Annotated in this window: 12 protein-coding genes; 4 read left to right on the plus strand and 8 right to left on the minus strand. The window is 66.4% G+C overall.

Features of this window, described 5'->3' with window-relative positions; genetic code table 11:
* Window positions 1-362: 362 nt before the first annotated feature.
* From AB0F44_RS11280 to AB0F44_RS11315, 8 genes are all read right to left on the minus strand, one after another.
* Window positions 363-1,064, minus strand: a complete 702-nt coding sequence (locus tag AB0F44_RS11280) for a hypothetical protein (RefSeq protein ID WP_357355389.1) — start codon at window positions 1,062-1,064, stop codon at window positions 363-365.
* 53 nt (window positions 1,065-1,117) lie between these two features.
* Entirely contained in the window at window positions 1,118-1,438 is a 321-nt protein-coding gene (locus AB0F44_RS11285) for a hypothetical protein (RefSeq protein ID WP_357355391.1), read from the minus strand.
* An 11-nt stretch (window positions 1,439-1,449) separates the two neighbouring features.
* A complete protein-coding gene (locus tag AB0F44_RS11290; protein ID WP_357355393.1) occupies window positions 1,450-2,181 on the minus strand; it encodes a hypothetical protein in 732 nt (243 codons plus the stop codon).
* 141 nt (window positions 2,182-2,322) lie between these two features.
* Complete coding sequence (locus AB0F44_RS11295) at window positions 2,323-2,964, minus strand: hypothetical protein (RefSeq protein ID WP_357355395.1); 642 nt, start codon at window positions 2,962-2,964, stop codon at window positions 2,323-2,325.
* Window positions 2,965-2,970: 6 nt separating this feature from the next.
* On the minus strand, window positions 2,971-3,537 hold the full coding sequence (locus AB0F44_RS11300; RefSeq protein WP_357355397.1) for a DUF4333 domain-containing protein: 567 nt from the start codon (window positions 3,535-3,537) through the stop codon (window positions 2,971-2,973).
* Between the two features lie 4 nt (window positions 3,538-3,541).
* Entirely contained in the window at window positions 3,542-4,366 is an 825-nt protein-coding gene (locus AB0F44_RS11305) for an endo alpha-1,4 polygalactosaminidase (RefSeq protein ID WP_357355399.1), read from the minus strand.
* A 62-nt stretch (window positions 4,367-4,428) separates the two neighbouring features.
* Window positions 4,429-6,036, minus strand: coding sequence for a DHA2 family efflux MFS transporter permease subunit (locus AB0F44_RS11310; protein ID WP_357355401.1), 1,608 nt, complete (start codon window positions 6,034-6,036; stop codon window positions 4,429-4,431).
* Between the two features lie 55 nt (window positions 6,037-6,091).
* Entirely contained in the window at window positions 6,092-6,799 is a 708-nt protein-coding gene (locus AB0F44_RS11315) for a molybdopterin-dependent oxidoreductase (protein WP_357355403.1), read from the minus strand.
* A 108-nt stretch (window positions 6,800-6,907) separates the two neighbouring features.
* On the opposite strand from AB0F44_RS11315, the gene AB0F44_RS11320 reads away from it, so the two are divergent.
* From AB0F44_RS11320 to AB0F44_RS11335, 4 genes are all read left to right on the plus strand, one after another.
* Complete coding sequence (locus AB0F44_RS11320) at window positions 6,908-9,607, plus strand: DEAD/DEAH box helicase (RefSeq protein WP_357355404.1); 2,700 nt, start codon at window positions 6,908-6,910, stop codon at window positions 9,605-9,607.
* The gene (locus tag AB0F44_RS11325; protein ID WP_357355406.1) at window positions 9,604-10,290 is read left to right on the plus strand and encodes a hypothetical protein; all 687 of its coding nucleotides are present in this window, start codon (window positions 9,604-9,606) and stop codon (window positions 10,288-10,290) included. Before AB0F44_RS11320 ends, AB0F44_RS11325 begins: the two co-directional genes overlap by 4 nt.
* A gap of 34 nt (window positions 10,291-10,324) precedes the next feature.
* Window positions 10,325-10,888, plus strand: a complete 564-nt coding sequence (locus AB0F44_RS11330; RefSeq protein WP_357355408.1) for a TetR/AcrR family transcriptional regulator — start codon at window positions 10,325-10,327, stop codon at window positions 10,886-10,888.
* Window positions 10,889-10,965: 77 nt separating this feature from the next.
* Window positions 10,966-12,495 (plus strand): carboxyl transferase domain-containing protein, encoded by a 1,530-nt coding sequence (locus tag AB0F44_RS11335; RefSeq protein WP_357355410.1) that lies wholly within the window; start codon window positions 10,966-10,968, stop codon window positions 12,493-12,495.
* Window positions 12,496-12,502 lie beyond the last annotated feature (7 nt).

Below are 12,502 nucleotides of genomic sequence, written 5' to 3' on the forward strand. Positions count from 1 at the left end.
GAACGCCACGGCAATCGGAACGGGGATTAATAACACCATCCAAGGCCCTCCGGCCGCAATGGTCAGCACAACCAACAATGCCGGGAGAACTAGAAGGCCGGCAACAAGAAGAACCAGAGATCGGCGCCATCGGAGCCCGATGGAGAAGGTACAGAGGACCGATACGAGCACCATGTAAATGCAGAATCCACACATGACCCAAAGCGCACCAGGGTCTTCTAGGGTGGTTAGTGCAATCGCAGCAAAAAGCCCCGAAAATGCAAGGCTAATGATTCCTGCCGGAACCGTGACGATCAACGCAGCGACACGCCCGGACCTAACCCTCGACCCCGCATGACTCGAACTCGCACGCCATTCGCTGCTCACTCAAATGCCTTTGGCCATGACGTTGGACCGAAGGCAGCGACCTCGTTGGCTACGTTCTGAAACGAGTTCTCGGACGAATATGCCGTCGCCGCCAACACGGCGATCCCCCCGACAATCGAAGCGATCGCTGCTCCAAACGCAGCAAGTGCGGAGGGCGGAACTGCGGGAAGACCGACCCCACTGGCGGCCTCGGCAATGCACACCACGAGACCGAGTACCAAGGTGCCAATCGTCACGCCAAGCGTCACCCAGAATGTGATGATACCTGTCGCGATGGGAACCAGTGCGGATCCGATTGGATTAGTTAGACTAGACTGCACCGCCTTCAGTGCCTCTTTTTGGTCACCAATTGAGTCGGCGTAAGCGTCCGCTGCACGACCCTTCCATTCCCTGTCGACATCACTTTGACCCATTGCAACTGACCGAGCAGCAATCGGCGTAGCGAACTCGTTCCATTTGTCCCGTATTTCCAATAGTTGGACTGGATCACCAAGCCAAGACACGAACTCGCCAACCTTCCGCCAGAATTCGCTCACCTTTGCGAGGACGTCGTCCCAGGCTGCCAAGAACTTGTCTGCCACCCAACTCAAGTAGAACGGCAGGCTCGAAAGTGTGCTGTTGACGCGTTGTGTCAGTTCGTCCATTCTTGCTTCGACTTTATCGAGCAGATCGAGTACCTTCTGCTTCTTTTCGTCCATGATGCCCTCTTTGCGGCGGGGTGGCTGGATTTGGCGGCTTGCGAATTTGGGAGTTAATACTCTGGGATCCAGACCTTTCGCGCCTCGGCAGCAACAGCTTCGTCTGTGCTTTGGAAGTCTTTCCGCGCCTTCATCAGCGCCTCGGCAATAATAGCCATTTCCACGGCCCCATTGTTGAGGACTTCGCGCACGTGGTCGACTGCCGAATTGTAGGCACTCGAGATCCCGGTCGTCTTGTCGATAAAGGAAAACACCTCGGGAGGCACATTCAGCCTATTTACCACAGACAATGCATCCAGCAGGGCTGTCTGCGTGTCCCCCCACTCTTCTGCTTCCTTCTCGAGTGCCGCCAAGGCAACTTCAAGGTTGTCCATGCCTTTGTCCTCTAATCAATAAGGCTTGCGGGATCGGATGCCGCGAGTGCCGCTCGTGCGAGTTTTGTCGCGCTCAACGCGGCCGAAATTCCTTCGATCTCAACTCTTCTCGATCCATCGAGAATCGCCTGTGTAATCTCTCGTCCAAGATTCGCAGGATGGGAAGTCCCCAACCACCCCTGATCGATATCGAGCGCGACCAGTTGGCCACCACTTGAGAAGGTTGACCGGACCTTACGGTTAGCACTGAAACCCGAAAACGTTCGGCTAGCGTGCTCCGAAAGCAGGTCGTTGGCTTCTGTTATCCCGTCCAGGGTGTCGTCCAAAATGCCAACAATAATGTCCTGTGCCAACGATGCACTCGCGTCAGAATTGGACAGCTTGTGCTCGATCGCCTCGACAAGTCCGTATAAGTCGGGCGAAGTGCCGGGCCGGGCTCGGGGCGACGGCTCGTCGTCAACCTCGCGACTAACGGAACCATACTGTTCAAGGCGCCGTAACTGTGCGGCGGAAATTGTTTCGAAGATGCTCGAGGACAGTTGGCTTGGAGATAGGACGCGATCCCAGGTAATTCCGATTCGAACGGACTCCACTACACCGCGAGAGCTGACCTTAACGGTGATCTGGCGCGAATCATCGGTGACCTCAACTGGTTCAAGGCGGCGCTGTACCTCAAGCGCTTTTTGCAAGGACACGTCGCTCTCCTCGCGGAGAATGGCAAGGTCCTCAGAAGGGTTAGACACGACGACCTCCCGGATGGTCAGGTTTGCCAGTTGGTACGAGGCGCCTTACTTGCGCCCAACGATCGGCACGATCGATTGGCAGGCAACTCGAAGCGGAGTCGATGGAACCGTTTGGACGGTATTCTTTACCATCGAGTGGTGTCAAGGACATAGCCCCAGGGTTCCGGCAGGAATGGCCTGATGGTGATCGAACCTGCGTCTTTTCATGGGACGAGGGGCGCGGGCGTGTCCGAACCCGGTTGGACGAGTGTCTCCTACGACCATGGCCCCGGCAAGGTCCTTTATAGCAGTCAGTGGGCGAGAGTTCTGCCGATGGCACCCCTGCGGTTCCACCCATGGAACTGGAGCCAGGCGAAGAGAGGATCCTTGATCCGGCTGGTCTCGAAGGAGTAGACGACCGGCTGGAAGCGACCTCGGGCTCGTCGCCGCCGGTTGAGGAGCGGTTGAAACCGCCGAACTGGAAGGTTGCACTCTTCTCGACGCGCTTGCCGGCGTGCACTCCAGTTCGCCGCCGAGCTTGAAGTTGCCGTCCGTGAACCCGGCCTCCCACTCGGTGGACTGGCGGAAGTCGCTGTAGTCGAAAGTGCCGTTGCGCTCGTCGAGGGTGACGGTGAGACGGTAGGTCTCGTCGGCGTGGGTCACCTGGGTCGGGTAGAGGCTGGCCACCTTCGCGATGTCCCACCAGCCGATGATCTGGTTCCCCTGGGCGAAGAAGCTGAAGGGCTGGTCCCGGACGTTGAGCGTCACGATCTGTGGAAGCATTTCCGCGATTGGTGTGGGCATGAGCACTCAGCTCTCGTCGACTTCGACGTTGAAGTTCATCGAGGTTCCTTCGACTTCGGTGACGGTGACCGTGAGGCCGATTTCGTCGGTTCCGGCGCTGAGCGTGCACCTCATCGTCTCGCCCACCTTGCCGGCCAGGTCGCCGGGGCAGTCGATCTTGTCGGGGCGTTGGCCGACCTCCTCCTCCAGGATGCTGGAGACCCGCTCCTCGAGCATGGTCTCGTCGAATGCCGCCTCCGGGGTACTTCCGTCCTTCGTGGTCGAGGCGACCTTGTAGTCGAAGCGGACGTCGAGGCCGTCGACCTTCGTGACGGTCAGCTCGACGGCGTACTCAGCGCTGTCGCTGGTCAGCGTGCACTCCATGGTGGTGTCCAGCTTGCCCTCGAGGTCGCCGGGGCACTCGATCTTGTCTGGCTTCGTTCCGGTCTCCTTCTCGAGCGCGTCGGCGAGCGTCTGCTCGACGTCGGCCCTGTCCAAGGACGACCCAGCGTTGAAGGAGACAGAGCACGCTGCTGTCGCTGCCAAGACTGCCGCGCCCGCGAATGCGCCCGAGATGGCGCGTTTTACTGTCATGCAGTCATGTAATCATGTTCGAAATGCTTTGAGACTGTTTACTTGCAATTGATTCTGTTCGGCACGTCTCATAGACGTACGCGGAGTCGTCCTGTCTTACGAGGTCGCGGTCGCGGAGGATGGTGAGCGGGGCTCGGGCGGGATCGGCGCAGACGTCGGCGAAGGTGAGATCGGCTTCGGCCAGAGAGTCGGGGTATTCGATCTGGAGGACGTGGTCGTCGTAGACGTCGGTGTAGGCGGCGCATTCGGAGTAGACGCCGCACTCCTCGACGACGGCGAAGTCGAAGCCGAGGTCGTCGTGGGCTGGACGGGCGGCTTCGGCGGCGTTCTTCTGCGCGATCGCTAGACCGAGGTCGTGGGCGGTGGAGACGTACGCCTTGGCCAGGGCGAGGGCGCCGTCCTTCGAGATCGCATCGAAGCGGGTCCAGGTGTCGAGGTTGTCGATCTCGACGGCGTCGAAGCCGTCGTCCGCGCAGCCTGCGATGACCGGCTCGATCACCTCGAGGATCGAGGCGCGGGCAGAGGCGGTGGAGGGGTCGAGGATGATCTCGTCGGGCCAGTCGGGGTCGCGTACGGGATCGCCGGAGGCGTCGCGCAGGAGCGCGGTCGGGCGATCGGACCAGTCGGAGCCGGGCTGGGTCTGGAAGCCGTTGACGTAGCAGACGTTGTCGGCGTCCTCGAGGGGGACGGCGGTGGCGTCGCGTACGACCACATCGAGAGGTGTGCCGTCGGGCAGCCGGTCGGCAACAGCTCCGAGCTGATAGTCGAAGGCGCCTTCGGTCGGTGGGAGGGCGGTCGACGGGGAGCCGCAGCCCACGAACGCGAACATGCCCACAAGAGCCGCGAGGGCCGGGCTGCCGATGGCAGCCCGGCCTCGCGTACGTGAGCGGATCAGTGGAGGACCGTGGGAGCGGCGGCTCCGTGCTCGGCCTTGCTCTTGGGCAGGAACCACGCGGGGATGAGCGTGACCAGCACCAGGATCGCGGCGATCACGAACGTGGTCGAGAACGCCTCGGCCATCTCGGCCGGGATGGCCTTGAAGACCTCGGGCAGCTTGGCCGGGTCGAGACCCAGCGAAGCGGCAGCTTCACCGACCTTCTGCTGGTTCGCCGGGTCGGCCATGAACTTCTCCAGACCGCCAGCCGGGACCCCGAGCTTGTCGGCGAGGTCATCCGCGGTAGAGATCGAATCCTTGCTGGCCAAGGCGTTCGTGAGCAGCACCGAGAAGAGCGCGGTGCCGGCCGAGGCGGCGACCTGCTGGACGATGTTCACCAGGGTCGTACCTCGGGCGATGGTGTGCTCGCGCAGCGTCGCCTGGGCGGCAGCGAAGGTCGGCATCATCGTCGCACCCATGCCGAGGCCCATGATGAACAGCGACAGGAGGAGGTACCAGTAGGGCGTGGCCTCGTCGAGGCGCGAGAACATGAACATGCCCACTGCGATCGTGGTGAGACCGCTGAGGACAACCTTGCCCGGGCCGGTGCGGTCCGCGAGCATACCGGCGATCGGCATCGTGACCATCGCGCCCAGACCCTGCGGAGCCAGCAGCAGACCGGCGTGGAGGGCGTCCTCGCCGCGTACCTGCTGGTAGTAGAGCGGGAAGAGCAGCGAGGCACCGAAGAACGCCATCGCGAAGATCGACAGGGTGATCACCGCGACGGTGAGCTCCTTGTTGCCGAAGAGACGGATGTCGATCAGCGGGTGGTCGTTGCGGGATGACAGTGCCCACGGGATGAACGCGGCGATCAGCACCAGGCCCGCGACCATGAACGAGAGCACCTTGGTGTCCAGCAGCGTGCCGGCCTCGGGGATCGAGGAGACGCCGTAGAGGAACAGCGCCAGACCCGGGGACAGCAGCACCATGCCGAGGAAGTCGAAGGACTGCGACGGCTCGACGTGGTCCTTGGGCAGTGCCCGCCAGGCGTACACCAGGGCGACGACGCCGATCGGGATGTTGATCAGGAAGATCCAGTGCCACGAGGCCGAGTCGATCAGCGCGCCACCGATGATGGGGCCGAGGATCGGGCCGAGGAGCATGGGTACGCCCAGGATCGCCATCACGCGACCGACCCGCTCGGGGCCGGCGGCACGGGTCAGGATCGTCATGCCGAGCGGCATCAGCATGCCGCCGCCGAGGCCCTGAAGGACCCGGAAGCCGACCAGCATCGGCAGCGTGGTGGCCAGCGCACACAGCGCCGAGCCGAGCGCGAAGAGCACGATCGCGGTCATGTAGAGGCGTTTGGTGCCGAACCGGTCGGCGGCCCAACCGGTCAGCGGGATCACCGTCGCCAGGGCGAGGGTGTAGCCGGTCATCGTCCAAGCGACCTCGGCAGAGGTGGCGTCGAACTCGCGCTGGAAGGTCTCCAGTGCGACGGAGACAACGGTGATGTCGAGGATCGACATGATCGATCCGAGTACGACGACGCCTGCGACGATGAGCACGCTCTTGTCGAGGTGGTCGTCGGGCGCCTTCTCAGGCTTGGCAGAAATGTCTGTCACGGGTTGACAGCCTACGTGTGGATTGATAGGTCCCCTAGCCATTATTTACTTTTGACTAGTGACCTGACTCACCCGCCGTCCTGCGGCGAGCGGAGGCGAGCATGACGGTCTTGATCACTCGGTAGATCGGACGGATCAGCCAGCCGGGCACCGTGCCGTGGCGCTCCTCCTCCCAGACCCGCGCCCGCGGGTGGGACTGCAGCAGCCGGTCGGCGAGCGCCGGTGAGCCGGCCTGTGGCGCGCCGGTGAGCACGTCGATGCGGCAGACGTGCTTGATGTTGGCGTACCCGTACTGCGCTGGGTTGACCACACGCAGCGGGGCGCCGTGATCGCCGTCGAGCGGCCGGCCATTGAGTCGATCGGCGAGCAGGACGTCGTCGGCCAGGAGATCTTCCAGCTCGGCCACGAAGTGTTCGCCGTCGAGACCGCGCACGAGGACGTGAGTCACGACCGTGCCTGGTGTGAGGGCCGGTGCGACGTACCGCTGATAGACCTCGGCGAAGGCGACGCCCTCCCACTGAAGGCCGGTCACCGACCAGCCGGCGACGCAGTGGAAGTCGGCGTGGAGCTCGCGAGGATCAGTGCGGACGAGCTCGTCCACGGCGATCTCGATCGGCGCCGTGAGCGCGCCGCCGAAGATCACGGTTGGATGTGCGGGCACGGTCGGTGGGGGCTGGTCGACACGTCGCCCGAAGCGCGGGAAGAAGTCGATCTGCCGCTGCCCGGGCGGGAGGGCGGCGCGTGCGTGGGTGGTCTCGGTCATGTCAGCCACCGTCGCAGGGCCCGGGCACGGTGCGCCTCAACCTTTGGGGGCGACCACCTCATCCTCGAGGATGAGAAACCGTCGGTGGTGGCGGCTACGGTCGTGTCCATGTCCTTCGTACCCGTGACCGGCCGCGCGGTCTTCCGCCCGGCGCAGCCGCCGCGGGACTCGGCCGTGGAGTTCGTGGACTCCCGGCGGTCGGTGTCGTTGCCGATGCGGGCCGCGCTGCCAGTCCTGAAGAAGGCGTACGCAGCCACCGACCTGCATCCCTCGGTCGCTCTGGTCGCGTCGGCGGCCCATCTCGGGCTCCGGTTCGTGGCCGCGGGGCAGCTGGAGCCAGACGGTGGCTCCTGGGCTGTGCGTTACACCCCGGAGGACGAGGAGCGGGTGCGGTTGCTGGCCACCTCCCGGGCCTATGACGACCTCGACGACGAGGCCGCGGAGCTCTTGGTGCGCGAGATCGTGGCCGCGGTCGCGGACGCGGTGCCGACCTCCGCGCCGAAGGCATCCGGGTCGAACGCGTTCCGGGAGTCGTTGCAGACCCGGCTGTCGCGCTATCGGACCGATGAGGGGCCGGTGACGGCCTCGTTGCCGTCGTTGGTGCGCCTCTCTTTCCGGGTCGAGGCGCCGGAGGAGGACCTGCTCATCGGGTCGCTGACGTTGGTGCCGCAGGTGCACGACGAGGCCGACCCGCTGCACGTGGCCGATGCCGCTCGGCTGTGGGACGAGGCCGACGACCACGGATTCGGCCCCCGGGCGCGTACGCATGCGCAGGTCGCTCTGCGCGGTGCCGCGGAGGCGTGGCCCGTGCTCGACCGGCTGCTCGACCTACCGGTGCCCTCGTCTCTGACCCTGGCGAGCGACGAGGTCGTCGGCCTGCTCGAGGACGGGGTCGAGTGGCTCAAGGAGCGCTGTGTCGACGTGCTCTGGCCGCGCTCGCTGTCGCGGGACCTGACGACGTCGGTGGCTGTGGACCGGGTGGCGTCCTCGTCGACCGACGCGCGTGAGGATCTGATGCGTGAGTCGCCGCTCGGGGAGAAGGGGCTCTTCGCCTTCCAGTGGCAGCTGGCGCTCGGCGGCGAGCCGCTCGATGCCGCTGAGATGGACACCCTGGCCGCGGCCGCGGGTCCGGTGCTGCGGCTGAGAGGGGCATGGGCGGTCGTCCATCCGTCGGTGCTGCGACGTGCGCGCAAGCGGCTGCTCAAGCGGATCAGCGGCGTGGAGGCGCTGGCTGTCGCCCTGACCGGACAGGTGCCGAAGGAGGTCGCCGAGGCGGCGCCGGGCGAGAAGGTGATCATCGGGGCCTCGATCGCACGCCTTCGCGACGAGGTGATCGCGGCGACCTCGGGGCCTGCTGTCGAGGTGCCTTCCGAGCTGCAGGCCACCATGCGTGGCTATCAGGTCGAGGGGCTGACCTGGCTGGCCGGGATCACCTCGCTCGGGCTCGGTGGCTGTCTGGCCGACGACATGGGGCTCGGGAAGACGCTGATGACGATCGCGCTCCACCTCCATCGCCAGAAGGAGCATTCCGGCCCGACCCTGGTGGTCTGCCCGGCGAGCCTGCTGGGCAACTGGGAGGCCGAGCTCGCCCGGTTCGCGCCCGAGGTGGAGGTGCGGCGCCACCACGGCGCCGAGCGCGACGTCGAGGGCGCGACCGGGGTGGTGCTGACGACGTACGGGACGATGCGGCGCGACACCGAGCTGCTCTCGGCGGTGCCGTGGGGGCTCGTCGTCGCCGACGAGGCGCAGCACGTGAAGAACGCCGCCTCCGCGACCGCGAAGGCGCTTCGCGAGATCCCTTCGCACGCCCGGGTCGCGCTGACCGGGACCCCGGTGGAGAACAACCTGACCGAGCTGTGGGCGCTGCTCGACTGGTGCGTGCCGGGTCTGCTGGGCAGCCGGCTGGCTTTCCGCCGCGCCTGGGCGAGCCAGATCGAGGCCGGCGCGGACGTCGGGAAGGCGAAGGAGTTCGCGTCGCTGGTCGGTCCGTTCATGCTGCGGCGCCGCAAATCGGACCCGGGGGTCGCTCCCGAGCTACCGCCCAAGACCGAGACCGACCACCTGCTGGCGCTGACGCGGGAGCAGACGGTGCTCTACGAGGCCTACGTACGCGACGCGATGGCCCGGATCGAGCGGCTCGACGCCGACGACCCACAGCGGCGCGGGCTGGTGCTCAGCCTGCTCACCGGGCTCAAGCAGATCTGCAACCATCCGGCGCAGTTCCTCAAGCAGGAGGGCGGGCGGATCGCGGGGCGGTCCCAGAAGATCGACCTCCTCGACGAGCTGGTCTCGACCGTGCTCGCTGAGTCGGGGGCGGTCCTGATCTTCACGCAGTACGTCGCGATGGCCCGTCTCCTCGAGGCCCACTGGGCCTCGGCCGGTGTCGCCCACCAGTTCCTGCAGGGCGGCACCCCGGTGGCGGAGCGATCGCGGATGGTCTCGCGCTTCCAGGACGGCGAGGTGCCGGTCTTCCTGCTCTCGCTCAAGGCGGGCGGGGTCGGGCTCAACCTGACCCGCGCCGACCACGTGATCCACGTCGACCGATGGTGGAACCCCGCGGTCGAGGACCAGGCCACCGACCGGGCCCACCGCATCGGCCAGACGCGTACGGTCCAGGTGCACCGGCTCATCACCCAGGGCACCGTCGAGGAGCGCGTCGCGGAGCTGCTGCAGCGCAAACGGGTCCTGGCGGACGCGGTCCTCGGAGGCGGCGAGGCCGCCTTCACCGAGCTGTCCAACGCCGAGCTCCGTGAGCTGGTCAAGCTCGGTCCCCAGAAGCGCCGAAGACGTCGCCGGATCGCTTCATGAGCAACGTGCTGACCTTCGCCCGCGAGCCGCATCGGCGCGGGATGGTACGGGTCGAGTCGTGGTGGGGACGCGCGTTCCTGCGGGCGATCGAGGAGCTGGCGTACGACGCCAACCAGCTCTCTGGCGCTCGGTCGCTCGCCCGTTCGGGGCGGATCGGAGGCCTGGTCATCGAGCCCGGCCGGTTTGCGGCGGCGGTCGATGACGAGCTCGGGTTGTGGACGGTGACCGGCACGGTGCCGGTCCTGGGTGCAGAGTCCGTCGCCGCGTTCTTGGAGGTCCTCGGCGCCGCTTCCGCGCGGGCCGAGGCGCTCTTGGTCGGCGAGCTGCCGCTGGATGTGGCCGAGCACGCCGAGGAAGCCGGGGTCGAGCTGGTTCCCTATGGCGAGGAGCTCGCGGTGACCTGCACGTGCGGGCACTGGCACGCGGTGTGCGGCCACTCGCTCGCGGTGCTGCACCAGCTCTGCTGGATCGTCGATCGCGACGCGTCCGCGCTGCTTCATCTGCGTGGCGCGGAGCGCGACGAGCTGCTGGGGCGCCTGCGGAGAGGGCTGCGTCAGGATCGTCCGGCAGGGCCGGCGGCGGTCGACGTCGCTGCGCCCGGCGAGTCCACTCGCGACCAGGTCGACGACGTCGAGATCGCCCTCGACGCGGTGCTCCGAGCCCGTCACCTGCTCGAGGAGTGAGATGCCTCCGGAGTCGACGCGATAACCTCGTGCGATGACATCGGCCCCGACGAAGACCAGGCGCGAGCAGATCCTGGACACCGCGGCCGAGCTCTTCGCGGCCCGCGGCTTCCACGGAGTCTCCGTCTCCGAGCTCGGCGCGGCCTGCGGCATCTCCGGCCCGGCGCTCTACAAGCACTTCCCGAGCAAGGACGCGATGCTCGCCGAGATGCTCGTCTCGATCTCCCAGGAGCTGCTCCGCGAAGGGCGCGCCCGCGTGAAGGGCGCCTCGGGCACCGCTGAGGCCATCGAGGCGCTGATCGACTGGCACGTCGACTTCGCGCTGCGCGACCGGGCCCTGATCGTCGTCCAGGAGCGCGACTGGGAGTCGCTCCCGCACGAGGCGCGCGAGCAGGTGCGCACCCTGCAGCGGAAGTACGTCGACCTCTGGGCCGACCAGCTCCGCGACCGCAACCCGGGCCTGGCTCTCGACAGCGCCCGCGCCATGGCCCATGCCGTCTTCGGCCTCATCAACTCGACCCCTCACAACCGGGTCCTCCCCGAGGAAGCGACCCGCGCGGTGCTCACCAAGATGGCCCGAGGCGCCCTCGCCGAGTAGCCGCCGAGTCCCCTCCGCGGAGGGTGACTTCGGTGTGGGGCTTGTCACCCGAGGTTAATGAACGTTAACCTCGGTCCATGGCGTCGAATCTGCGCGAGCTGACGCTCGAGCTGCGAGAGCGGCTCGAGCGCGTACGGCAAGGGGGGAGCGAACGCTCCCGGCAACGGCACACCGACCGCGGGAAGCTGCTTCCGCGTGACCGGGTGGACGGACTTCTCGACCCCGGGTCACCGTTCCTGGAGGTGAGTCCGCTGGCGGCGTACGGGATGTACGACGACGGCGACGAGTGGGCGGTGCCATCGGCCGGGGTGGTTGCCGGGATCGGGCTGGTGAGTGGCCGCAAGTGCATGATCGTGGCCAACGACGCGACCGTGAAGGGCGGCACCTACTACCCGCTGACGGTCAAGAAGCACCTGCGAGCGCAGACGATCGCGGCCGAGAACAACCTCCCGTGCATCTACCTCGTCGACTCCGGCGGTGCGTTCCTGCCGAAGCAGGACGAGGTCTTCCCCGACCGTGAGCACTTCGGGCGGATCTTCTTCAATCAGGCCAACATGTCCGCGCGCGGCATCCCGCAGATCGCCTCCGTGATGGGCTCGTGCACCGCCGGTGGCGCCTACGTGCCGGCGATGAGCGACGAGACCGTGATCGTGCGCGACCAGGGCACGATCTTCCTCGGTGGTCCGCCGCTGGTGAAGGCGGCCACGGGCGAGGAGGTCACCGCCGAGGAGCTCGGCGGCGGGCTCGTCCACGCGACCAAGTCGGGCGTCGTCGACCACCTGGCCGACGACGACAAGCACGCGCTCGAGATCGTCCGTGGCATCGTCTCGACTCTCCCCGCCCAGGACGCGAGGCCCGTCGAGGCCTACGACGAGCCGGTCGAGTCTCCCGAGACCCTCACCGACGTGGTGCCCGCCGACACGAAGACCCCTTATGACGTACGCGAGGTGATCCGCCGCATCGTCGACGGGTCCAAGCTGCAGGAGTTCAAGGCGCTCTACGGCGAGACGCTGGTCTGCGGGTTCGCCCACATCGAGGGGCAGCCGGTCGGCATCGTCGCCAACAACGGCATCCTCTTCTCCGAGTCGGCGCTCAAGGGCGCTCACTTCGTGGAGCTGTGCAACCAGCGCGGCATCCCGTTGGTGTTCCTACAGAACATCACCGGGTTCATGGTCGGCAAGGAGTACGAGAACAAGGGCATCGCCCGCGATGGCGCCAAGCTCGTCACCGCCGTCGCCTGCTCGGTGGTCCCGAAGTTCACCGTCGTCATCGGCGGGTCCTACGGGGCCGGCAACTACGGCATGTGCGGGCGTGCGTACGACCCGCGCTTCCTGTGGATGTGGCCCAACGCGCGGATCTCGGTCATGGGCGGCGAGCAGGCCGCCTCTGTGCTCGCGACCGTCGCCGGCAAGCCGGACGACGAGGAGTTCAAGGCGCCGATCCGGGACCAGTACGAGACCCAGGGCTCTCCCTACTACGCCACCGCGCGCCTGTGGGATGACGGCATCATCGACCCCGCCGACACCCGACGGGTGCTCGCGATGGGGCTCGCGGTGGCGGCGAACGCGCCGACCCCCGAACCCCGCTACGGAATCTTCAGGATGTGACTGGAAT

The organism is Nocardioides sp. NPDC023903 (assembly GCF_040639295.1).
Lineage (GTDB): Bacteria > Actinomycetota > Actinomycetes > Propionibacteriales > Nocardioidaceae > Nocardioides.